The sequence below is a fragment of the Nocardia sp. NPDC051929 genome, assembly GCF_044548645.1.
GTDB lineage: Bacteria > Actinomycetota > Actinomycetes > Mycobacteriales > Mycobacteriaceae > Nocardia > Nocardia sichangensis.
In genome coordinates, this window is record NZ_JBIUCG010000026.1 from 72,324 (window position 1) to 94,871 (window position 22,548).

At 66.5% G+C, this 22,548-nt stretch carries 18 protein-coding genes and 1 pseudogene; 12 read left to right on the forward strand and 7 right to left on the reverse strand.

Annotated features, from left to right (window positions below; genetic code table 11):
* Nucleotide 1 precedes the first annotated feature (1 nt).
* Complete coding sequence (locus ACIHAX_RS30785; RefSeq protein WP_397281114.1) at nucleotides 2-1,162, forward strand: acyl-CoA dehydrogenase family protein; 1,161 nt, start codon at nucleotides 2-4, stop codon at nucleotides 1,160-1,162.
* Between the two features lie 78 nt (nucleotides 1,163-1,240).
* On the opposite strand, the gene ACIHAX_RS30790 is transcribed toward ACIHAX_RS30785, so the two are convergent.
* The 4 genes from ACIHAX_RS30790 to ACIHAX_RS30805 form a co-directional block, all read right to left on the reverse strand.
* Nucleotides 1,241-1,387: an integrase core domain-containing protein gene (locus tag ACIHAX_RS30790; protein WP_397281116.1), complete on the reverse strand. Its 147-nt coding sequence runs from the start codon at nucleotides 1,385-1,387 to the stop codon at nucleotides 1,241-1,243.
* 159 nt (nucleotides 1,388-1,546) lie between these two features.
* Nucleotides 1,547-3,022 (reverse strand): aldehyde dehydrogenase family protein, encoded by a 1,476-nt coding sequence (locus ACIHAX_RS30795; protein ID WP_397281118.1) that lies wholly within the window; start codon nucleotides 3,020-3,022, stop codon nucleotides 1,547-1,549.
* Complete coding sequence (locus ACIHAX_RS30800) at nucleotides 3,019-3,177, reverse strand: hypothetical protein (protein ID WP_364436926.1); 159 nt, start codon at nucleotides 3,175-3,177, stop codon at nucleotides 3,019-3,021. Before ACIHAX_RS30800 ends, ACIHAX_RS30795 begins: the two co-directional genes overlap by 4 nt.
* Nucleotides 3,174-4,016: an N-acyl homoserine lactonase family protein gene (locus tag ACIHAX_RS30805; protein WP_397281120.1), complete on the reverse strand. Its 843-nt coding sequence runs from the start codon at nucleotides 4,014-4,016 to the stop codon at nucleotides 3,174-3,176. The genes ACIHAX_RS30800 and ACIHAX_RS30805 overlap by 4 nt, the downstream gene beginning before the upstream one ends.
* A gap of 465 nt (nucleotides 4,017-4,481) precedes the next feature.
* Between ACIHAX_RS30805 and ACIHAX_RS30810 the strand changes: the two genes are divergently transcribed.
* The gene (locus ACIHAX_RS30810; RefSeq protein ID WP_397281122.1) at nucleotides 4,482-5,768 is read left to right on the forward strand and encodes an MFS transporter; all 1,287 of its coding nucleotides are present in this window, start codon (nucleotides 4,482-4,484) and stop codon (nucleotides 5,766-5,768) included.
* 25 nt (nucleotides 5,769-5,793) lie between these two features.
* Here the strand turns inward: ACIHAX_RS30810 and ACIHAX_RS30815 are convergent, their stop codons facing one another.
* A complete protein-coding gene (locus ACIHAX_RS30815; protein ID WP_364436919.1) occupies nucleotides 5,794-6,438 on the reverse strand; it encodes a TetR/AcrR family transcriptional regulator in 645 nt (214 codons plus the stop codon).
* Between the two features lie 202 nt (nucleotides 6,439-6,640).
* Here ACIHAX_RS30815 and ACIHAX_RS30820 point away from each other — a divergent pair, with 202 nt between their 5' ends.
* The 5 genes from ACIHAX_RS30820 to ACIHAX_RS30840 all read left to right on the forward strand — a co-directional run bounded on the left by ACIHAX_RS30820 (nucleotide 6,641) and on the right by ACIHAX_RS30840 (nucleotide 12,534).
* Nucleotides 6,641-8,089, forward strand: coding sequence for an aldehyde dehydrogenase family protein (locus ACIHAX_RS30820; RefSeq protein ID WP_195042940.1), 1,449 nt, complete (start codon nucleotides 6,641-6,643; stop codon nucleotides 8,087-8,089).
* Between the two features lie 19 nt (nucleotides 8,090-8,108).
* Nucleotides 8,109-9,305 carry a CaiB/BaiF CoA transferase family protein gene (locus ACIHAX_RS30825; RefSeq protein ID WP_397281125.1) on the forward strand — a complete coding sequence of 399 codons (1,197 nt, stop codon included), beginning with the start codon at nucleotides 8,109-8,111 and terminating at the stop codon, nucleotides 9,303-9,305.
* Nucleotides 9,306-9,357: 52 nt separating this feature from the next.
* Nucleotides 9,358-10,932 carry a class I adenylate-forming enzyme family protein gene (locus ACIHAX_RS30830; protein WP_397281127.1) on the forward strand — a complete coding sequence of 525 codons (1,575 nt, stop codon included), beginning with the start codon at nucleotides 9,358-9,360 and terminating at the stop codon, nucleotides 10,930-10,932.
* Nucleotides 10,929-12,023: a Zn-dependent alcohol dehydrogenase gene (locus ACIHAX_RS30835; protein WP_397281129.1), complete on the forward strand. Its 1,095-nt coding sequence runs from the start codon at nucleotides 10,929-10,931 to the stop codon at nucleotides 12,021-12,023. The genes ACIHAX_RS30830 and ACIHAX_RS30835 overlap by 4 nt, the downstream gene beginning before the upstream one ends.
* A gap of 292 nt (nucleotides 12,024-12,315) precedes the next feature.
* Entirely contained in the window at nucleotides 12,316-12,534 is a 219-nt protein-coding gene (locus ACIHAX_RS30840) for a hypothetical protein (protein ID WP_397281131.1), read from the forward strand.
* Nucleotides 12,535-12,618: 84 nt separating this feature from the next.
* Here the strand turns inward: ACIHAX_RS30840 and ACIHAX_RS30845 are convergent, their stop codons facing one another.
* Complete coding sequence (locus ACIHAX_RS30845) at nucleotides 12,619-13,473, reverse strand: hypothetical protein (RefSeq protein WP_397281133.1); 855 nt, start codon at nucleotides 13,471-13,473, stop codon at nucleotides 12,619-12,621.
* A gap of 355 nt (nucleotides 13,474-13,828) precedes the next feature.
* Complete coding sequence (locus ACIHAX_RS30850) at nucleotides 13,829-14,305, reverse strand: helix-turn-helix domain-containing protein (protein ID WP_397281208.1); 477 nt, start codon at nucleotides 14,303-14,305, stop codon at nucleotides 13,829-13,831.
* 244 nt (nucleotides 14,306-14,549) lie between these two features.
* Here ACIHAX_RS30850 and ACIHAX_RS30855 point away from each other — a divergent pair.
* The 5 genes and pseudogenes from ACIHAX_RS30855 to ACIHAX_RS30875 form a co-directional block, all read left to right on the forward strand.
* Nucleotides 14,550-14,828 (forward strand): annotated as a pseudogene (locus tag ACIHAX_RS30855) (IS3 family transposase); the annotation flags it as partial.
* A gap of 327 nt (nucleotides 14,829-15,155) precedes the next feature.
* A complete protein-coding gene (locus ACIHAX_RS30860; RefSeq protein WP_397281210.1) occupies nucleotides 15,156-18,002 on the forward strand; it encodes a DEAD/DEAH box helicase family protein in 2,847 nt (948 codons plus the stop codon).
* Nucleotides 17,999-19,348 (forward strand): restriction endonuclease subunit S, encoded by a 1,350-nt coding sequence (locus ACIHAX_RS30865; RefSeq protein WP_397281135.1) that lies wholly within the window; start codon nucleotides 17,999-18,001, stop codon nucleotides 19,346-19,348. Before ACIHAX_RS30860 ends, ACIHAX_RS30865 begins: the two co-directional genes overlap by 4 nt.
* Nucleotides 19,345-20,859 carry an N-6 DNA methylase gene (locus ACIHAX_RS30870; protein WP_397281137.1) on the forward strand — a complete coding sequence of 505 codons (1,515 nt, stop codon included), beginning with the start codon at nucleotides 19,345-19,347 and terminating at the stop codon, nucleotides 20,857-20,859. Before ACIHAX_RS30865 ends, ACIHAX_RS30870 begins: the two co-directional genes overlap by 4 nt.
* A gap of 34 nt (nucleotides 20,860-20,893) precedes the next feature.
* A complete protein-coding gene (locus ACIHAX_RS30875) occupies nucleotides 20,894-22,528 on the forward strand; it encodes an AAA family ATPase (RefSeq protein WP_397281139.1) in 1,635 nt (544 codons plus the stop codon).
* Nucleotides 22,529-22,548 lie beyond the last annotated feature (20 nt).

The window sequence follows — 22,548 nt, forward strand, 5'->3', positions numbered from 1 at the left end:
CATGAGTGAACTGTTTCCCACGTACCGATCTCCCTGGGAGACCGACGACCAGGCATTGCTGCGAGCACACGCCGCCGAGTTCTTCCGCAAGGAAGCCACACCCAACCAGGAGCGATGGGCAGCGCAACACCAGGTCGACCGCGAGTTCTGGACGAAAGCCGGCGCGGCGGGTCTACTGTGCCTCGACCTGCCCGAAGAGTACGGCGGAGGCGGCGGAAACTTCGGGCACGAAGCAATCGTCCAGCAGGAACTCGTCTACGCGCACGACACCGCGTTCGCGTTCTCCGTGCACTCGACGATCGTCGCGCACTACATCGCGACCTACGCCACCGAAGAACAGAAGCAGCGCTGGCTGCCGAAGTGCGCGAGCGGGGATAATGTCCTCGCCATCGCCATGTCCGAGCCCGGCACGGGCTCGGACCTGCAGTCGGTGCGCACCACCGCGGTGCGCGACGGCGACGACTACGTGGTCAATGGGTCGAAGACGTTCATCTCCAACGCCTCGCATTGCGACCTGCTGGTCATCGTCGTCAAGACCGACCCGTCCCAAGGCGCCAAGGGCCTTTCGCTGCTCGTAGCGGAGACACAGGATCTGCCCGGGTTCGAGCGTGGCCGCGTGTTGCACAAGATAGGCCAGCATGGACAGGACACGCGCGAACTGTCTTTCGTCGATATGCGTGTACCCGCGGCCAACCTCCTCGGCGAAGTCGAAGGGCAGGGTTTCGTCCAACTGATGAATCAACTGCAACGCGAACGGCTGATCATCGGCATCGCCGGTGTCGCGATGGCCGAGGCCGCCGTCGCCGAGACGATCCGATACGCCAAGGAACGCCATGCCTTCGGACAGTCGGTCTTCAACTTTCAGAACACGAAATTCCTTCTGGCCGAGTGCAAGACAGAAGTGCTGGCCGGCAAGACACTGATGGACCACTGCATCCAGCGCCACATCGACGGCACACTCGATGCGACCACCGCGTCGATGGCGAAGCTGTGGGGTACCGACAAGCAGTGCGAGATCGTCGACCGCTGCCTGCAAGTCTTCGGCGGCTACGGCTACATCATGGAATACCCGATCGCCCAGATGTATGCCGCTGCGCGCGTCCAGAAGATCTACGGTGGCACCAACGAAATCATGAAAGAACTGATCTCACGGACTCTGTGATCCCATTCGGCGGCTCACCGGCACCTGGCACGCCCGATACCGCGTGAACCGTCGACGGGTAAAGAGCCGGCTTCGGTTTCAGACCAGCGCCGGTCGGCGTGGCAGGTTTCGAGCGTAGTACGCGGCTTCGTACTCGGCCGGGGTCAGGTAGTCCAGCCGGGAATGTAGGCGTGCGTTGTTGTACCAGTCGCACCATTCCATGAGGGCGAACTCGACCTCGATCACGGTCTTGAACGGGCCGATTCACCGAACGACGTATCTCGCCTCGACCCGGCGGGAAATCCGCCTCGACTGCCAGCTGGCCGGACACAATTCCCGGACGCCGCGAGATCCTCCAAGGAATGATGGGTTGTGGCACTTGGCCTTCCCCGATGCCGACCACAATTACCGGTCGAGGAGGGTAACCACAGACTTGGTTTCGAGATACTCCTCGATTGCGTTCGGCCCGTTTTCACGTCCCCATCCGGACTGCTTGTAGCCACCGATCGGCATCTGCACTCCGCCGGCCCGATGGACGTTGATGCCGATGCGTCCGGCGCGGAGCCGACGGGCGACTCGATGGGCGAGGGCGACATCACGGGTCCAGACACTGCCGGCGAGTCCGTACTGGGTGTCGTTGGCGACAGCTATGGCGGTTTCGAGGTCGGTGTAGGGCATCGCCGCGAGTACCGGTCCGAAAACTTCGTCGCGGACGATCTCCATGGAAGGTGTCGCATCGGCGACCAGGGTGGGTTCGTAGTAGAAGCCTCGATCTCCGATCCGTTTGCCGCCAGTGACGACACGGGCGCCGTCAGCGGCGCTGCGGTCGACGAACCCGGCGACACGGTCGAGGTGTCGGCGGGACACCAGGGGCCCGAGCACCGTGTCGGGGTCGTTGCCGTAGCCGACCTTCATGTCCGCAGCCAGCTCGGCGATCACGTCGGTGAGTTCCGAGTAGATCGACCTGTGGACGAGGAGCCGTGTGCCGGATGTACATATTTGTCCGGAGTTCCAGAAGGCCCCCAGCGCAATGCCTGCTGCCGCCGCAGCGATGTCGGCGTCAGGCGCGACGATCACTGGTGATTTGCCGCCGAGTTCGAGCGAGACCTTTTTGAGGTTGCCGGTGGCCGCAACAACGATCTTGCGGCCGACCGCGGTCGAGCCGGTGAAGCTGATCTTGTCGACGTCTCGGTGTTCGGCCAGCGCCGCACCAGTTGCCGCGAAGCCGGTGACAACGTTGACCACTCCGGGCGGGACCCCGGCGTCGAGCAGTATCCCTCCCAGCACGAGTGCGGAAAGCGGTGCTTCTTCCGATGGCTTCAGCACGCATGTGCACCCAGCCGCCAGAGCGGGTGCCAGTTTCATCGACATCGCGATCAGGGGCGCGTTCCACGGCACGATCATCGCGACCACACCGACCGGTTCTTTGTAGGTGGCGCCGTGCATTCGGCGGTCGGACGGGCCGATGTCGGTCGTGCTGCCGTGGATCTTGTCGGCCCAGCCCGCGTAATAGCGGAACTGGTTGGCGGCCTCGGTGACCATCAGCAGTGCTTGTGACACTGGCATCCCGACGTCGCGACTTTCGACAGCTGCCAGTTCGTTAGCGCGCTCAGCCATCAGATCCGCTGTCCGCCAGAGGATCATGCCGCGTTCGGCACCGGAAAGGCGGATCCAACGCTCGTCGTCGAATGTCCGCCGTGCGGCTCGCACGGCGTCGTCCACGTCTGTCGCCGCGGCCTCGGCTACCCGAGTGATCACCTGCTCGGTGCCGGGATCAATGACCTCGAAGTCACCGTGCTCGACAGCAGAAACCCACGCACCATCGATGAGCAGCTGCCTTGGACCGCCCCATGCCCATGCCACCTTGTTCGGTACGGTCACGGGTGCTCGTGGATGTGAGGCATCGGATGAGGGATCTTGGTTTCTGGCGGCGGGCCCTTTACCGCAGCTGAGTCACCGGCGACCAACTCGACCTCCAGCTCGCGCAGCTCGAGCTCGGTGCTTCCCGCATCGATCACTGCTGCCGGCGTTTTCACGCCGTCACCACGTGTTCGGCGGGACCGCGCATCGAAGTGGCGCTGGTGATCTCCGCACCGCCCGCGCGCAGCTCGGCCCAGTCGGTCGGATCGTGGCTGATCCAGACGGTTGTTCCGGGCTGGGTGGCCAGTAGTTTGATCTTCTGCAAGGAGCTGTGCTTGTTCGGCCGGTCGACATCGAACGGCATGCCGATGGTCAGGTCGACGTTGTCCCACTTGTGCGCCGCGTCGCTGGTGAGCACGAGCGTGCTGTCGTCGGGCATGCGCAGTTTCAGACCGAGCGTGCCGGGGGTGTGCCCGTGCAGCGAGAGCAGGGTGATGCTGCCGTCACCGAAGAGGTCGTGGTCGTAGCCTGCGGGAACCTCGTTCCAGACAATCTTCTGCGCCGCCGCGATGTCGTCCTCCCGGAAGAAGGCCGCGTCGAGGTTCGAGGGCGTCTTGGCGTAACGCAGTTCACCGGCGCCGATGAAGCCCTGCGCGTGCGGGAAGAGATCGAGTCCGCCGGTGTGGTCGAAGTGCATATGCGACAACACGACCCGGCGGACATCGCGGGTGGTGTAGCCGATGGCTTCGATCTGGCGGTCGAGCCGGTACTCCTCGGGAAAGTCGATCCGGAACGCCGCGGCGAGCTCGCCGTAAGCGACGGCCGGGTCACCGGCGCCCACGGTGGCCAGACCGGCGTCGAAGATCAGCAGTCCCTCGTCGTGTTCTATGAGAAACGTCGGAGCCGGGATGGTTTCCTGCACACCGCCGGACCCGAGCATCAGAATGCCGCAGTCGACAGTGAGTTGCGGTGCGTCCAGTGCCCACACGCGGCGGACGGGCTTCGGTGTTGCCATGGGGACTCCAATGTCTTGCCGAGGGTGCCCGGGCGACCCGAAAGGACCGCTAGGCATTATGTATTGCGCATTTTCGATCGCACCGATTCACCAGCATGCCACCACACTTGTGTCCTGGGTCACAGGCTGACACGCATACTATCTTCGCGCTCATCGATTTTCAACAGATGAGTTGATCTTGCCTCTACCTGCAAGAATATGGGCGAATAGCACGCTCTGCCGACCGGCGCAGACACTCACTGCCGAGAGCCCCACGCCGGACCCAGTCGAGAGGGTCGCCGCTAGCTTCTCGCCGAAATTGACAATATTTCGTGCACAATCTCCTAAGCTGCTGTCGGGCACAGCCTCTGGTCCGAACTCTCGTCGATCCGGCATCCCGTTCCGAACCGCCACTCCCCTCCCCATGGCAGCCCCGCCGCCTTCACCTGGAGCGCGCGGCATTCTCCGCAAAGCAAGGAAGACCCGATGAGTTCACACCCAACCCCCGTCACCGCCGGTCGCGACCGACGTAGCCAATTCGCGGTCGTGCTGTTCTGCGCGTTCCTGAACATGCTGGACGGATACGACGTGCTGGTGATGGGCTTCGCGATGCCCCACCTGCCGGACGGTTTCGCCTCGAACGCGCAGAAGGGTTACCTCGTCAGCGCCGCGCTCGCAGGGATGGCGGTCGGCGCGATAGGGCTTGCCCGGTTCGCCGACATCTACGGCCGTCGACGGGTCCTGCTGGTCGGCCTCGCGGTCAACACCCTCGGGCTCGCGGCCTCGGCGCTGTCCACGAACTTCGAGTCCTTACTGGTGACACGGTTCGTCACCGGCATCGCCATCGGCATGATCAGTGTCGTGATCGTCGTGCTCGGCCAGGAGAGCGCCCCAGAAAACCGCCGCAGCATCGCACTCGGCATCGTGATGATCGGCTATCCGGTCGGCACGATGCTGGCGGGCTTCGCCGGCGCGGGACTCATCACCTGGGTCGGTGGCGCCTGGCAGGGCATGTTCTGGGTCGGCGCCGTGCTCGGCGCGTTGTCGCTGGTAGTGACTGCCGTCTTCCTGCGTGAGTCCCCCGACTTCCTCGCTCGCCGGGCTGCCGCGCCGCGAGAGCGCGAAATCGTATTCCCGCGCGCGAATTCGCTTCTCGGGCACGCGCTGCGCACACGCACGGTGCTGCTGGCCGGAGGATATTCGATGCTGACCGCCGCCTACTACTTCGTGGGAACCTGGACACCGCAGCTGATCAAGAACGCCAGCGGTGACGCGGGCAGCGGCGCGCTGGCCGGCATCATGATCGGACTCGGTGCGGTGATCGGCGGTACGGCTTTCGGCGCGGTCGGACTGAGGTTCGCCGGCGCTCGCATAGCTGCGGTGACCTCGCTGGTGGCGGCCGTCGCGATCGCGGTGTTCGCGGTGACCCTGCGCGGGCCGCTCGCGCTGACGACGGCGACCGTGCTCGGCGCGGCGATCTACGCCGCGCTGACCGGCTACACCGCGACCTCCACAGCGGTCTACCCCGTACTCGCACGAGCCAAGGGATACGGGGCGATGATGGGCGTCGGACGCGCCGGGGCGATTCTGTCGCCGATCGTCGCGGGGTATGCGCTGAGTGTGCTGACCCCGCGCACGATGTACCTCGCGGTCATCGTCCCGTTGATCATCGCGGCGGTCACGGCGGTGGCACTGTCGCGCGTCCGCCGCGTCGGCGACGCCGCGGTGGGGGTGCCGGTGCCGGGAGCTTCCCCGGCTGCGGCGGATTCCTGAATCGCCGCCGCCCTCGCGACCTCGCTCAGGATCCGGCGGTGAACATACCGACCAGGGCCCCGGACACCTCCTCGGCGAATTCCTCGACACCGAGACCGCTACTGGCGTCGAACCATTCGCCGATGAGGGCCAACCCACCCAGGGCGAGGTTCAGGGTGATGTGCAAGCGGTCGGCGGAGATGACCTCCGGCGCGGTGGCGAGTTCGTCGACCACGGCACGAAAGATCGACGTCTGCTCTCGTCGGAGTTCGTCGCGCCGCTGCTCGAGCGCCTGGATCGGCACCTGGACCTTGAGGAAGAGCGGAACGAATTCCGGATACTCGGCCAGGGTGATGACGGCTTCTTCGCGGAACATCCGCCGGAGCCGGTCGAGCGGTGGGCCTGCCGATTCCGCGATGACCCGCAGGCGGGGAAACACTTCGGCGGCCGCGTGCTCCATGCAGCGGAGGAAGAGTTCCTCTTTGGAGGGGAAGTAGTAGTAGAGGCTGGAGCCACGCATGTCGAGGACGGCACCGATGGCCTCGAAGTTGGTTGCCTCATAGCCGCCTTCGGCGAACAGCCGCGCCGCGGTGTGCTCGATCAGCCGGACGCGTTCGGCACGTTTGCGCATGGCCCTGGTCCGGGGCTCGCCAGCACCGATGCGCTCGGTACCTACGTGCGGCGCGCTCAACAGCAAACCTCCCTGTCCGACCGGGTACGCCCACGCTGTCGAGGCGATCCCCACACTGCGGCGATTCCACCGAACCTTACACTGCGGCAGCTTGCCACCGTCCAGCATAATATATAATCTACTCCACTATAGAATTTCTGGTTAGTTGAAGAGAGCTGTTCGCGGCTCTCCGCCGACCGTCACACCGGCAGAAGGTGGAATCGTGGAAATTTCCAGCGTGGACGTCGCGCACCCCGACGACGTGCTGATCGGAGGAACCTTGCGGCCCGCCACCGGGGATCGCTACACCATCGTGTCGCCCTCCACCGGCCTGCCGGTCACCGTCGTGCGGCACCCGTCGGTTGCTGACGGTATCGCGGCCATCGATGCCGCCGACGCGGCCCGCGAGACCTGGGCACGCACCGGCCTCGCCGAGCGGATCGCGGCGACCGCGCGCTGGTTCGATCTCCTCGACGCCCGCGCCCCGCAACTGGAGGTGGTGTGGGCAGTCGAGGCAGGAATGCCGCTGCGGCACGGCCGCGCTTTACACCGGTTCGGCACGACCGCCGCGTGGCGCTCGGCAGTCGGCAATGCCGAGGCGATATTGCGCGAGGACCGCCGTTCGTCCGAACTGGGCGATGTGCTGCTACGGCGGGAACCGGTCGGGGTGGTGGTGGCGATCCTGCCCTATAACGGCCCCGTCGTCACGATCGCGTCCAAGGTCGTTCCCGCGCTGCTGGCGGGCTGTCCGGTGGTGATCAAGGCAGCGCCGGAATCCCATCTCACGATGGCCCTGGTCGCCGACTGCGCACTGCGGGCGGGCTTTCCCGCCGGTGTGGTCAACATCGTGTGCGGCCCGGTCGAGGTCGGTCAGGCCCTGACACGTGATCCTCGGGTCGATCTGGTCTCGCTCACCGGCGGGCACGTCGCCGCGCAGGACGTCCTTGCCGCGACCCACGGACGCTACGCGCGAACCCAGCTCGAACTCGGCGGCAAGTCGCCGGCGCTGATTCTCGACGACGCTCCCCTCGACCGGACACTGCGGGCCCTCGTGCCCGGCGCCACCAACGGCACCGGTCAGGTCTGCGCCTCGCTGTCGCGGATCCTCGTCTCCGAGCGCCGCCACGACGAGGTGATCGATAGTCTCCGCTCCGGCTGGGAGCGGTTGACCATCGGTGACCCGCTCGACCCGAAGACCCATCTGGGTCCGCTGATCAACGAGGCGGCGCTGCGGCGCACCGAGAATTTCGTCGCCGCGGCCGAAGCCGATGGCGCGCGGCTGGTCACCGGCGGTCGCCGGCCCGACCATCTGAGCTGCGGATGGTTCCACGAACCGACCTTGTTCACCGGTGTCGGCGAACACTCCGACCTCGTGCAGCGAGAAGTGTTCGGGCCGGTCACGGCCGTGCAGGTCTACCGCGATCTCGATGATGCAGTGCGTCTGGCCAACGCGACAACCTTCGGCCTGTCGGGCGCGGTGTTCACCGCCGACACCGCCCTCGGTGTCGAGGTGGCGGGTCGCATCCGCTCCGGCGCCGTCGCGGTCAACTCCTTCGGCCCCGTGATGAGCGCGCCGTTCGGCGGCGTCGGCGCCTCCGGCTGGGGCCGCGAATCGGGACCAGAGGGAATTCTGGGATTCACCGAACTCAAGCAGATCCTCATCGGGGCGTGAACCCGTGACCCGCGACCCGATGACACCGTCCACCGATGCCGAGCCCGCAGCCCGGCAGGGCCCCCTACACGGCCTCAAGATCATCGAATTGGCCGGGCTCGGCCCGGGGCCGTGGTGCGGAATGCTGCTCAGCGACCTCGGCGCCGAAGTTCTGCGGATCGACCGGCCCAGCGCCGTGGGCGCTCTGCGCACCGACCTCGGCGCGAGCAACGGACGGCAACCGGCCTTCGTCAACGATCGCGGGCGGCGCTCGGTCGCCGTGGATCTCAAACATCCCGACGGCGTGGACACCATGCTGCGTCTGGTCGAACGGGCAGATGCGCTCCTGGAGGGCAACCGGCCCGGGGTCACCGAGCGCCTCGGCGTCGGACCCGAGGACTGCCTGGCCCGCAACCCTCGCTTGGTCTATGGCCGAGCGACGGGTTGGGGACAGGACGGACCACTGAGCCGAACCGCCGGCCACGATCTGAACTACCTGTCGCTGTCCGGTCTGCTGGCGGCCATGGGTCCGGCGGGCGGCCCCCCGGCGATCCCGCTGAATCTGCTCGGCGACTACGCCGGTGGTGGACTCATGCTGGCGATGGGTTTGCTGGCGGCGCTGTGGGAAGCGCGCGGCAGCGGCCGCGGTCAGGTGGTCGACGCCGCCATGGTGGACGGGATCGCCCTGCTGGGCGGTGTCTTCTACGGACAGCGACAAGTGGGGATGCACGGACTCGAGCGCGGAACCAACATGCTCGACGGTGGCGCCCCGTTCTACACCGTGTACGAGACCGCAGACGGCGGCTGGATGGCAGTCGGCGCGATCGAGGCCGCCTTCTTCGCCGAACTCCTCGATGTGCTCGGGCTCGAACCAGAACTCGCCGACATCCAATGGGACCGCACGCAATGGCCACGGTTGCGTATCAGGCTCGCGGCCGTATTCGGCACCCGAACCCGCATGGAATGGGAAGCCGCCTTCGCCGGACGCGAAGCCTGCACCACCCCGGTCCTCGACCTGGACGAAGCCCTGCGACACGAACACGCCAGGGCACGACACAGTTTCGTCCCGGTGGACGGGGTCCTCCAGCCTGCCCCCGCGCCGAGATTCAGCCGGACACCCGGTGCCGTGCAGGGCCCCGCGGTCCCCGCCGGAGCGAATACCTCACGCGCACTCATCGACTGGGGCTTCGACCCACCGGACATCGATGCTCTTCGCGCCACTGGAGCGATCCTCTGACAGACAAGGAACACCGAATGAGTCACTGCCGCCTCACTCACCGGAGCACCCCATGGCGCTGAGCCTGAACTTCATCACCGACGCGATCGCCGCCCAGATGCCCGCGGTCGACCCCCACCGCCCCGCTGTCGCACTCGGCGGAGAAGCCGCACTGAGCTGGCTCGACCTGCGCGCCACCGAACTACGCTACGCACGGGCCCTGCAGCAGGCGGGAGTGCGCAAGGGCGACCGGGTCGGACTGCTGCTGCGCAACTCCACCGACTACGTCGCGCTCTACCTGGCGATCGGGCGCGTCGGCGCGATCGCGGTACGCCTCAACTGGCGGCTCACCGCACCGGAACTGCAGTTCGCGCTCAACGACTCCGACCCCGGGGTGCTCGTGCTCGACGCCGAGTTCGCCGCCCTCGTGGCGGCCATCCGCGACGGCGTCACCGTCGGTACCTACGTCGTGCGCGGCGAGCCCGGAGCACTCGACGGAGCCACGCCACTGTCGGTCTTCACCGCCGAGGAATCGGACGCGACCGGCTTTCCCGTCGTCTCCCCCGAAGACCCGGTGTCGCTGATGTATTCGTCGGGGACCACCGGACGCCCCAAGGGCGCCCTGTTCTCGCACGGCAACGCCCTGTGGATCGGCTCGATCCAGGCCCAGCGCTGGCGGATCGACAGCTCCACCGTGTCTCAGACCAGCGGACCGCTGTTCCACGCCGGCGGATTCGAGGTCCTGTTGCTTCCCGCCCTGCTCACCCACGGCACCGCCATCGCCTTCCCGTCGGGCAGTTTCACCCTCGAGAACTTCCTCCGCGTCGGCGACCAGCACAACGCCACCGACATGTTGCTCTACCCGTTCATGCTGTTCGACCTGCTACGCAGCGGCGAAGACATCACCCACCTGGTGCCGCAGACCCTACGGCGCATCGTCACCGGCGGTGACATCGTCATGCCCTGGGTCAACGACGAACTCGACAACCGGCTACCCGGCGTCGAACTCGTCCAGTCCTATAGCCTCACCGAAGGCGGCGCGGTGAGCACCAGCCTGGAATTCGATGTCGCCCGCGGCCACGAGAGCAGCATCGGCACGCCCCAGGCGATGACCGAGATCAAGGTCATCCGCCCCGACGGCTCACCCACCGACCTCGACGAGGTCGGCGAGATCTGCGTCCGCAGCGGCGGGGTGAGCATCGGCTATTGGAACCGCCCCGAGGACAACCGCGCCACCTTCGTCGACGGCTGGTGCCACTCCGGCGACCTCGGCCGCGTCGACGCCGACGGCTTCCTCACCATCGCCGGACGAGCCAAGGACATGTACCGCAGCGGTGGGGAGAACGTCTACCCCGCCGAGATCGAGATGGTGCTCACCGGACATGCCGACATCGCCGACGCCGCGGTCATCGGGGTCGCGGACGAACGCTACGTCGAGGTCGGCGCGGCGCTGATCGTCGCAGCGCAGGGCAGCGCCATCGACGCGGCGGAGCTCCGGTCCTGGCTGGGCGAACGCCTGGCCAAATACAAAGTGCCCAAACACTTCTACTTCGTCGACGAGTTGCCCCGCAACGCCAACGGCAAGGTCCTCAAGAACGTTCTGCGCGACACCTACGGACAGACCACAACCACGGAGACGAACCCATGACACGAGCAGCACTGTTCGAACAGGCAGGCGCGCCACTACGGCTCGCCGACCTCGACATCGCCGACCCCGGTCCCGGTGAGGTCGCCGTCGATGTGAAGGCGACCGGCGTCTGTCATTCCGATGTGGGAGTCTTCTCCGGCAAACTCCCCGCCCCGCTGCCGCTGGTGCTCGGGCACGAGGGCGCAGGCGTCGTCACCGCCGTCGGTGACGGTGTCGATGAGCTCTCGGTCGGCGACCATGTGGTGCTGTCGTGGCTGGCGAGCTGCGGCACCTGCTACTACTGCCAGCGTGCCGAACAGCACCTGTGCGGTCGGCCGCGCACCATGCTCGGCGCCCACATCCTGCCCGACGGCAGCACCAGGATGAGCCTCGACGGCACACCGGTGCGCCAGTTCTGTGGACTGGGCACCTTCTCCCAGCGCACCGTCGTCCCCGCCGGGGCGGCCATCCGGATCTCCGACCGGGTACCCATCGCTTCGGCGGCACTGCTCGGCTGCGGTGTGCTCACCGGATTCGGTGCCGCGGTGAAGACCGGCGGTGTCCGGGTGGGCGACGCGGTCGCGGTCATCGGCTGCGGCGGCGTCGGACTCAACGCCGTCCAAGGCGCCCGGATCGCCGGCGCCACCACCATCATCGCCATCGACGTCCACACCGACCGGCTCGCACTGGCCACCGAACTCGGCGCCACCCACACCCTCACCGCAGGACCCGACGTGGTCAAGAAGGTGCAGCAGCTCACCGGGCGCCGCGGCGCCGACGTCGTGATCGAAGTGGCGGGTCGGCAGGAAACCGTCGATCAAGCCGTCGCCATGGCCCGCCGCGGCGGCACCGCCGTCCTCGTCGGCGCCGGACCAGGCGTCGGTGTCAGCGAGGTCTTCAACAACGTCGTCATGTCCGGCAAGACCGTCAAGGGCTGCCTGTACGGCTCGGCCCACGTCAAACGCGACATCCCCCAGCTCGTCGAGCTCTACCAGCGGGGCGCGCTCTTGCTGGACCAGTTGGTCACCGAGACCTTCGACTTCGGCGACATCGGCAAAGCGGTCGAATACTGCGCAGACGAGAACGGCGCCCGCGCAGTCGTCCTGTCCTGAGCGCCGACCGGGCTCGGGGTCCGGGGGATACCGAGCTCCGAGCCCGACGAAGGAATACGCCCATGACCGCCTCCGAAACCGGGCCCAGTCACACCTACCCCAACAGCAGACCGTGCGGCGGGTGCCCGGACTCCGCAGGGAGGAGGTCGCTCACCTGGCCCCAGTGAGGGTTACCGGCTCTCTACTCCCTGCGGCTGGAACTGCGGACAATCCGCTTGTGCCTGTCTGGAAGTGGTTCAGAGCCATTCGTCGATCGCGGCGATGTGTGTAGAACGGCCAGGTAGCGGAGGGCGTGTTTCTCGTAGCGGGTGGCCACGGCGCGGTAGCGCTTGAGCCGGTTGATACCGCGTTCGACGGTGTGGCGTTGCCGGTACACGGCTTGGTCGAACGCCGGTGGCCGCCCACCGCGGCGGCCACGGTTGCGGCGATGGCTGGCCTGGTCGGCCGGGCCGAGATGGTGGCAGGGATTCCATGGCGGCGTAGCCAGGCGTGGTCGGCGGCCGAGGAGTAGGCACTGTCGGCCATAACCCGATACGGACGCCGGCGCAGCCGCGCCGGGGCACGCGGATGCCGTCGAGAACGGTCGTGACAGGCGCTAGCTCAGAGCGAACTCCCGAGCGGCGCGCAATGTAGGTGCGACGACGTCCGTCAAATAGGCGGTGTTCGACGAGGTGCCCCAGTTCAGGTGCACGTTGCGACCGCGCTGATAGGGGTGCGGGAAATTCGCGACAATCGTGTCGATCCCGCCGAGGGTGACATATTCGAGCGGCAGCTCGTGGGACAGGGATTCGCAGTTCTCGATCGCCGGATCGATGGCGGAGCGGATAGTGCTGCCTTGCAGAACGCACACCGTCGGCTCCAGGGCACGCACGGTCGCCACTAGGTGCGCGAGGCAGTTCGCGCTCATGACCTCGGTCGCCGCGGAATTCGTCGTCCCCGCCGCGACCGCCGAGCACAACCGCAGATTCACCAGTGCGTAGCAGGCCATCACATGCTGGTACCCCGCATTGGTCAGTTCGAGCAGTTCTCCCGCGCGATCGGCACCAGCTCGGCGCCCGAACGCGAGCCGCAGCGCGCTGGTCGTCCCCCGCATGTGCGGTTTGCGCTGGGAGAAGCTGACATTGATCGCGTTGTCCTGATCCTCCCGCCGCTCCTCGAGGGAGATGTGCTCCCAGGCCCGCCCGACCTCCATCGCGAGCAGCATCACCCGCCAGGGGCGGCCGTCTTCGACCATGTCGTAGTGCAGGCCGATGTGCGACATCTGCCCCTCCCAGAATTCCCGCGGCGGCCGCTTGAGCGTGCCGGATCGGGTGTACAGCGCGCTGTTCCGGCACGACTGGAGGTTTCCGCAGCGGAAACCGCCGGGGCCGAGGACATTGGTCGCCATGTATTCGCGGACCGCCGCGATCCGGTGCAAGGTCCGGGCAGGCTTGCTCGTCCAGGTGGGCACGCCGCGATGCTAGCGGTTCAGGAGCACCTGCTCGGTGACCGCCGGGAGTTTGTCGAAGGAGCTGTGCCTGCTCGGCAGCAGCCGCGTGGTCGTGTCCGGGAGGGCGGCGAGTGTGACAATCGGCTGCCGGGAGCCGTGCGTGCTGGTGGCGAGCCAGCCCGAATGCGCGCGAACGCGACGTCGGTGACCTCCCCGGCGTGGCCGGGATAGGACTGTGCCCGCACCACTCGGGGTCGAGGACTACCAGCGGAGTCTGCCGAGAACTGTTGACAGTCGGCTTCACCGTTGCGGTGGAGCCGGTCGCGCCTACGTGTCATCCCGGAGGTACCGGACGATATACACGCCTGGTCGATCGCTACATGGCTGGTCCGCATCGACCGGTCATCGGGGAAATCGATCTCCAATCGTTTGGAGATCTGCCGCGGGCTCCACGCCTGCGCCCAGCGGCGATCAGCCCGGTGTGGCTTGTTCCGTCCGGTCCACGCGCCGATGTCGGGGCTGGCCACCGCGACCCCGTCAGGCCCTGCGATCTGCCCGGCCAAACGCTGCTGGATGTACTCGCGCAGGCGGGGGTTCGTCGCCAGCTTGGCGCTCTTCGGGCGCCGGGCGAACAACTCGGCTTTCCACTGGGCAACCGACGCGCGGTAATCCATTTCCCGCCCCGAGTCGCGGCATTGCGCCGCAGTTCGCGTGAGATCGTCGACGGGCTACGCCCCAGCACTGCGGCGAGCTGCCGGACACCGTCGCCTCGGGCCCGCAGCAGCGCGATCTCCTCCCGCTCGGCGAACGACAGGAACCGGCCCGACGGAGGGCTCCACGAATACGGCGACATCCCGCCAGCATCACGGAACCACCTCGTCCCGGCGACCGGCGAGACACCCACCGCGACAGCGCATTCCGTCGGCGGATCACCCTCGGCGATCTTGCCCCAGAACGCACGCTCGACCACTCGCTGAGGCCGGGATGCCCCGGCGACCGCATCGGGGCTCGCCCCGTAGCCTCCCGCACCCAATTCGACGGTCTTCCCACAACATCCTCCTGACCTCGGATGTTGCTTCCACCGGTTGAACCTGCTGGAATTCCGTTCCAGGCGATTCGTACATGCGCTCAACAGGTTTCACATGGTCGGGTCGATGGAACGCGTCGGCGCGGCAGGCGATAACGCCGCCATGGAGAGCTTCTTCAGCCTTCTACAACGCAACGTCTTGGACCGGGGACGGTGGGACACCCGCGAGCAGTTACGGATCGCGATCGTGACCTGGATCGAGCGCACCTACCACCGCCATCGACACCAAATCCGCCTCGACCGGTTGACCCCGATCGAATTCGAAACCATCATGTCCTCGGCAGCCACACGGCTGCCTAATCACTGTCGCCTGATCGTGCAGCAGCTCCCACGAGCGATAGAGTGGGAGACAGGTCTGGAGTGGTCACCACACCACCGACCACATCATCAGGCAGGTCGGGCAGGGAGGGCTGGCATGGCTCGAGAGTCGAGCGAGCTCGAAAGACGATTCGCGAACCTGGCACTTGCCTCAGCCAATTTTGGGTATCTGCTTCCGCACGAACCGCTCTTGGTCCTCTATGGCGCATCATCGGAAGTTTGGGCGTCCACTGTCCCGGCTGACTCGGTGGTGGCAGCACGTCAGTTCGGTGAGGTTCTCGCCGCCAAGCTTGGCCACATGGCCGGGGTGCGACCGCCGACGGCAGACCAGTCGTCTCGTCTGCGGGTGCTGACCCGCGCTGGGCTACTGCCTGCGCGAGTCCTTGCAGCGTTCGAGGATCTTCAGGGTTACCCGGATGGTGATGCTGACCGGGCAGAGGTGGCGTCGCAGCTGGTGCAGCGATGCTTTGAGCTGGCTGTCTGGTTCTTTCGACTCCGGACCGCCGACCAGGAGCCGATGCTCTTTGTCCACACCAGCCCGTCCGACCTGCGCATTCTGACAGAGCGAGTGGTTCCGGTGGATGCGGTCGAGCCGCGGCTGCGCCGCGAATTCGACCTCCGAGTAAGGCCCACGTCCCTACCGGCTTCAGAGCGCGAGCGCCTGATCGTAAGTGCCCGCAACGCTGCCTGTGAGCCGCTGGCAGAAGAGGCAATCGCGGCGGCGGTGCAGCGCAGGCTCATCGAGGCGGGGTGGAATCTTCTGGGCCCCGATGCAGATGATGAACGACTCCACTCACTCGGTTGCGTGTTGATCGAGCCTCGTCTGCCTGGCGGCAGCCGTCCCGACTTGCTGCTGTTGGTTGGCGGGCAGGTGGTGGGAATTATCGAGTGCAAGAGGGACGGCGCGGATCTCAGCACGGCTATGGAGCAGGCCGGAAGGCTGGCCGCCGCAGCGACGGCCTCGCCGTGGCCGGTCTGGCGCTCTCCGCTGCCTTATCGGTACGTGAGCGACGGCCAGCGGCTGCTCTTCTACAACGCCAATGAGCCAGACCCGCGCGCCCGGCTGGTCAGCGGCTTCCACCGGCCAGCCACGTTGGCTCGTTGGCAGCATGAGGCAGAAGCAGACGGTGAGGCTCCTACCTATCGCGCCAGGATGGCGGCCCTGCCACCTCTGCAGGAGGGCACGCAGGCGGCCGGACAACTGCGCTTGCCGCAGCTAAAGGCAGTTTTGGCAGTCGAGCAAGCCCTCGCGGCGGGAGATCGCCGCGCTCTGGTCCAAATGGCCACCGGCACAGGACGGAATTATGCCGAGGCATTCGCGGCTTACCGCCAGCTCAGATACGCCAGGGCCGCCCGCATCCTGTTTGTTGTTGATCGCATGGTGATGGTGGATCAGCTACTAGCTGTATTCCGGCAATTCACTTTCCCTGATACGGGGCGGAGTCTGGCTGATGTGTACCAGGTCGCACAGCTAACGCCGACCGGCGTTCCATCATCGGCATCCGTCGTCGTGGCCACGGCACAACGGTTGGAGGGCATGCTTGCAGGCACGCCCGAGCAGGAGCACGGATCCGCCCGTGTATCGGCCTATGAGACCGCCGAGCAGCTCTCGCAGACCGACACCGCGCCGCTCGAAGTAACCTACTCCGCGGCCCTGCCGCCTGACGCCTTCGACCTCGTCGTCGTAGACGACTGCCACCACCAGGTCTACGGACGAGGGCGTGCCCTCCTGGAGTACTTCGACGCTCCGGTGGTCGGTTTTACCGCCACCCCGGTCGCCCCGGTATTCGGCTTCTTCAACGCTAATCTGGTCAGCGAATACCCCTTCGAACAGGCCGTCGCCGACGGACTCGTCGTGGACTACGCCCTCTACCAGGTACGGTTCGAGCCGTCCGGACGCGCGGCGCTGATGCCGATGACCGAGCACATCACCGCCAATGCTCCACGCCGCGCCTGGTACGAGCAGTTGGACGAGGACTTGGCGCACGCAGGACCGCCCAGCGCCCCACGGATCGTGAGGTCGGAGCAGCTCGCTTCTGTCGTGACGGCGTTTCGTGATGAACTGCCTACGCTGTTCCCCGAGAGGGCGCCTGAGGGCAGGCTGAGCGTCCCCAAAACCGTCGTCTTCGCAATCAACGACGCGCACGCGGAAGACGTCGTGCACCACATCCGCGAGGTGTTCGGTGCCGACGATCCCTTCTGCCAGAAGATCACCATGCGCAGTCATAACCCGGATCAGCTGCTGAGGGACTTCCGGACCGTTCCGCAGTTTCGGATTGCGGTGGTAGTGGACATCATGTCCGACCCCACCGACATGCGGGCAGTCGAGTGCGTGCTATTCCTGCGCGATGTCCGCTCCGCCGCCTATTACGAGCGGCTGCTGGCACAAGGGGCGCAGCCCATCGCGCCAGCGGTGCTCCGCGCGGTCACCCCAGGAGCATTCGCCAAGACCCAGTTCGTCGTGATCGACGCGGTGGGAACTTCTCGTCACCATCACCGACGGCTCGTCAATGTGACCGATGCGTCCGGCCGGGCTGGCCGGCGGGCCCTGGAGCGTCTGCTAACCCGCACGGTGGACGCCGACATGACCGCTAACGAGACGGCCGAACTCGGTGTGCGGCTTGCTCGGATCGTTCCCGGGTTGAGCGACGCCGATAGCGCTTCCGTGCGGAAACTGGCTGGCTTTTCCTTGGAAGGGTTGGTGGCTCGGCTTCTCGGCACCGTCGATCCGGATCATATGGCGCAGGTCCACGCAGACTGGGGGTCGGAGGCCGTCGAGGAGGAAGTCCGCGATGCTGGTGCACTGCTGGGCAACAGGCCTGCGCTCCGGCAGATGCTGCTCCGCCTCTACGACCGCCCGGCTGCACCTAAAGCGGAGGAGCCCACCAGACAGAATGCGGCTGCCGGTGGCATGCGACGGCGTCTGGCCGCGTTCATGCAGCAAGCCGGGCCCTTCACACCGGCCCAGGCGTGGTGGATCGAGAACATTGCGGAGGCTACTGCCATCGCCGAGGACCGATTTGATCCCCGAGACCTCGACACGATCCCATTCTCGGGACGGGGTGGCACCGATGGGTTCCTTGCCACGTTCGGCGCCGACGCCGCGATCGACCTTCTCAACAATTTGAGTGAGGCGCTCGCTTGAACCGTGACCTTCCCACCGGATGGACCCTGTTGAAGTTGGCTGACGTCCTGCGCGAACCGTTGGCCAACGGCCGGTCTTTGCCCGCCCGCGAGGGCGGCTTCCCCGTGCTGCGCGCGACGGCTCTTCGCCCCGTGACGGTGGACTTCACCCAGACCAAGGGCGGCGACGAGACGGCTCACAACAACCCGCCTGCCCTGGTCGAACCCGGTGATCTGCTGGTCAGCCGGGTCAGCGGCTCTCGCTCCCTGGTCGGCGAGGGCGCTTTGGTGGACGCACCTCCCCGGACGACAGCGTTCCCCGACACCATGATTCGCGTACGGGTACAGCCTTCCCTGGTCGCCCCGCGATACCTCGCGCACTTATGGAATTCGCCGGTGGTGCGCCGCCAGCTCGAGGACCGGGCCCGGCAGGGCGGCGCTACGATATACCGGATCAACCACCGTGACCTGGCGCAGACTCTGCTTCCGCTCCCAGCACTTGACGAGCAAGTCCGGATCATCAGTCTGGTGGAGGACCATCTCGCCCGGATCGACGCCACCACGACCCGCACCTCCGGGGCCGTCAATCAGGCCGATGAACTGGTCCAGGCAATGAGCGCCCAGGCCAGCCTCGGCGGGCTGTCCGGTGCCGACCGTGCCCCAGGAAGCCTGCCGCCCGCAGGCACCCACGACGGCACCCTGCCGTCCTTGCCCGCCGACTGGCGGTGGACCCGCCTGGAGAGCGTCGCCGAGGTGACCCTCGGGGTAACCAAGACCAGCAGACGGCGGTGGGATCCCACGGAAGTGGAGGTCCCCTGCCTTCGGGTTGCCAACGTGCAACGAGGCAGACTGGCCCTGGACGACATCCACATAATCCGGTTGCCCATGCAGAGGGCCCAGGCCGCCCGCCTCCGCACCGGTGACGTGATCCTGGCCGGCGGCGGAGAAGGTGGCCAGCTGGGCCGCGGCTGGATCTGGGAGGAGCAGGTTCCCGACTGCGTCCACCAAAACCATGTGTTCCGAGCGCGCATCACCCATCAGCAGCTACACCCGAAGCTCCTAGCCTGGCACACCAACGGATTCGGTCGCCAATGGTGCGAACGCAACGCCACGCAGGTCACCGGGCTTGCGTCCATAAGTCTCGGGAGAATCCGGCTGATGCCAGTGCCCGTCGCGCCACCTGAAGAGCAACAACGGCTGGTCTCTCTGGTCGATGCGCACCTCACGTCCCTGCAGGCCGCCTCCGCCGCAGCCCAACGAGCGGTTGACGTGGCCGTCCGGCTGCGGAGCAACCTGCTTCAGCAGGCGTTCACGGGCCAGCTGTCCCACACCGCCCCCCCGTTCGGGCAACAGGAGTCGTCGCTGTGAACCCACCTTCCTCCTCTCGCTCCGGGCCCGACCCAAACCTGGCCAAGGTCCTGTGGTCCTTTGCCGACGTGCTGCGAGAAGACGGAGTCTCGGGCATCGAGTACGTCGAGCAGCTCGCCTGCCTGATCCTCCTCAAGCTGGCCCACGAACAGAGCCAGCGTCCGCTCAACCCTGTGGACGTGATCGGCTACGACGCGTGGGCAGCGATCCGTTGGAGCTCAGGTGAGGACCAATGTCAGCGCTACGAACAGGCCCTGGACCGCCTTGCATACGGGCCGGGCAACCTCGGACTGCTGTTCGGTAAGGCTCAAAACCGCATCTCGGACCCCGTCAAGCTCAGCCGCCTGGTCGACCTAGTCGATAGCTACCGCTGGTCAAGGAGCGACAGCACTGGCAGTGGCGCGGTCTTCGAAGCCCTGTTGGCTCGGCTGACCGCCGACACCAAGACCGGCACCGGGCAGTTCTTCACCCCTCGCCCGCTGATCGAAGCGATCGTGCAGTGTGTCCAGCCGGGAGTCGGCGACACGGTCATCGATCCGGCCTGCGGCACTGGCGGCTTCTTGACCAAGTCGTTCGAGTACCTGATCGAGCACTTTCCCTCCGGCGTCACGCGCGCCGAGCGTACCCGACTGACCGAGGGCGCATTCGGCGGCACCGAACTCGTCGATGCCACAGCACGGCTGGCAACGACGAATCTCCTCTTGCACGGACTGACGCGGGCCGACGCCCATCCCTTGATCGCTGTAGGCGATGCGCTCGCCCAGCCTCCGACACGGCACGCGACCCTGGTCCTCACCACGCCCCCGTTCGGCAGGCGGTCCACGATCGCAAGGGAGACGAACAGGTACTACCGTCCTGACTTCTGGGCAGAGACCGGCAACCGGCCGCTCAACTTCCTCCAGCACGTCCACAGCCTGCTACAGCTCAAGGGCCGAGCAGCCGTCGTGGTACCCGACAATGTGCTGTTCGAAGCCGGAGCTGGCGAGCATGTCCGGCGTCGGCTCCTTGAAGCGTGCGATGTTCACACCCTGCTTCGGCTTCCGCCAGGCGTCTTCTACGCAACCGGCCTCAAGACCAACGTCCTATTCTTCGACAAGCCCGCTCCGAGGGCGGACGGCAGGCCGTCGACCAAGCAGCTGTGGGTGTATGACCTGCGCTCCCACCGCCCCGTGCCCACCAGGACGACCACACTGACCGGCACCGACTACGAAGACTTCGTGTCCGCGTACCGGCCAGGCCAGCCCCGCAGCGAGCGGGTCGAGTCGCACGTGTTCCGGTCCTTCAACGTGGAGGACCTGCTCGCCCGGGACCGCACCAACCTCGATCTTTTGGCCGTTCACCCACCGGATGATCCGTTTGCACCCGCCGAGCCCGAAGCCGACCTGCATCACATGGCACAGGAAATCGCGGGTGAGCTTCGCTCGGCCCTGAAAGAGTTGACCGCTCTCACCCAAGCGCTGCAACCGTACGGCGCACGCGGCGACCGTCCGGATCGGGGACCAACGACGTGACCGCGACTGTATCCGCTGCGACTGGGGGAAACGCATGCGTCTGCTGCGCCTGAGCCTTCCCGCCTACCGCGGGCTGCGCGACTTCCACCTGGACCTCACCGATGCGGTGGATGGGGGTCATGCCATCGCTACGCTGATCGGCCCGAACGGCGGTGGCAAGTCGCGGGCCCTGCACGCGCTCGCCGAGATCTTCGGTGCCCTGCACCGGCCGAAACACCGTACGGCTTTCCCCTTCGAAGTCCAGTACGAGCTGCGCGACACGACTGTCCGGGTCGTGCAGCCCGCCCGCTCAGCGACCCTCGAATTGACCGTGGCCCAGGCGGGCCGCAAGCCGACAAGAGTGCCGAGGGCGCATTGGCCGCGCCATCTCCCCGACCATGTCTTCGGCTATCAGGCCTACCCACACGCCCCCTGGACTGAGGAGTTCGATCAGCACCGCCGCTTCGCGACGCGCCGCCTAGGAGATTGGCGCCGACAGTTGCGAGAGGATCTCGATACATGGCTCGCCAGCCGGTCGCCCGAGGATGCCTGGCCGGAACAACTCACCCTCCCAATCCGCTGTCCCCTGTACACCCCCGTCTTCCTGTGCACCCCTGCCCACTTGCCGCTACTGCTTCTGGCGCAGACGACTCACTGGGCCGACTCGTTCGGCACCTACTTGAGGGAGCACTCTTACATCCAGCACGTCGCCTCGGCCGTCCTACGCGTGAAAGCACCCCGCACCGTGCGCGGGGCGCTGTTGGCTACGCTGCCGTATTGGGGCCTGGGCGGGCCCGCACGCACGCTGTTCGCGGCCGTGGCCGAGTCCGGCCGCTTCGGCCCGATTCCCGACGCCGACCCGGTGGACGGCACTGGGAGCCCCGCCGACGGATTCCGGATCGTCCTCGGCACCGCCGAGGACGTCCGGGCCTTCCGTAACCTCTTCGACAGTGACCTGTCGATGTTCGGGCTGCTCGCCACCCTGCTCGACGCCGGGTACCTCACCGTCGAGGTCCGCCTGCACAAGACCGGCGCAGTAATGCTCGGACTGGACGACCTGAGCTCCGGAGAGCAGCAACTTCTGACCATTTTGGGCATGCTGCGGCTCCAGCGCGCGCAGGAGTCACTCTTCCTCCTGGACGAGCCCGACTCACACTTCCACCCCCAGTGGAGCCGGCGCTGGTACAGCTCCGTGCGCGCTGTGCTGGGGACGCATCGGGACTCGCAGTTCATCACGGCCACCCACGAACCCCTGCTGGTGGCCAACATGACCCGCCAGCAGATCCGGATCGTCTCTACTGATCAGCAAGGACGGGCTACTGCCGTGATTCCCGAGGCCACCCCGCGGGGCCAGGGTGCCGGCGGCCTGTTAACCACTGATCTGTTCGGGCTACCCACGCAACTAGATGAACACACACAAGAGCTGATTGACCGCCAGTACGCACTGTTGCCGGCAGCAGCGCACGACGAGGTCCTTCAAGAGGAGCTCCGCGAGGTCACCGGGGAACTCGACGCGCTGGGCTTCTCGACCGCGAACCGCGATCCACTCGTGGCCGCCTTCCTCGCCGAGCTTCACCGCCGACGCCGTGCCCTCGTCGAGGCCGCGACCGGCGCCAGCCCTCCGTCGCCGCAGGTCTTGGAGGCCATGGTCGCCGAACTGTTCAACGAGCACTTCTCATCGGTGATCTGACGCCGATGAGACATGTGGAT

Excerpts from the sequence above, each read along its gene's own strand:
- ACIHAX_RS30785 (WP_397281114.1), top strand. The coding sequence starts at position 2 with ATGAGTGAACTGTTTCCCACGTACCGATCTCCCTGGGAGACCGACGAC.
- ACIHAX_RS30805 (WP_397281120.1), bottom strand. The coding sequence starts at position 4,016 with ATGGCAACACCGAAGCCCGTCCGCCGCGTGTGGGCACTGGACGCACCG.
- ACIHAX_RS30810 (WP_397281122.1), top strand. The coding sequence starts at position 4,482 with ATGAGTTCACACCCAACCCCCGTCACCGCCGGTCGCGACCGACGTAGC.
- ACIHAX_RS30825 (WP_397281125.1), top strand. The coding sequence starts at position 8,109 with ATGACACCGTCCACCGATGCCGAGCCCGCAGCCCGGCAGGGCCCCCTA.
- ACIHAX_RS30830 (WP_397281127.1), top strand. The coding sequence starts at position 9,358 with ATGGCGCTGAGCCTGAACTTCATCACCGACGCGATCGCCGCCCAGATG.
- ACIHAX_RS30835 (WP_397281129.1), top strand. The coding sequence starts at position 10,929 with ATGACACGAGCAGCACTGTTCGAACAGGCAGGCGCGCCACTACGGCTC.
- ACIHAX_RS30850 (WP_397281208.1), bottom strand. The coding sequence starts at position 14,305 with ATGTCGCCGTATTCGTGGAGCCCTCCGTCGGGCCGGTTCCTGTCGTTC.
- ACIHAX_RS30860 (WP_397281210.1), top strand. The coding sequence starts at position 15,156 with ATGGCCGGGGTGCGACCGCCGACGGCAGACCAGTCGTCTCGTCTGCGG.
- ACIHAX_RS30875 (WP_397281139.1), top strand. The coding sequence starts at position 20,894 with ATGCGTCTGCTGCGCCTGAGCCTTCCCGCCTACCGCGGGCTGCGCGAC.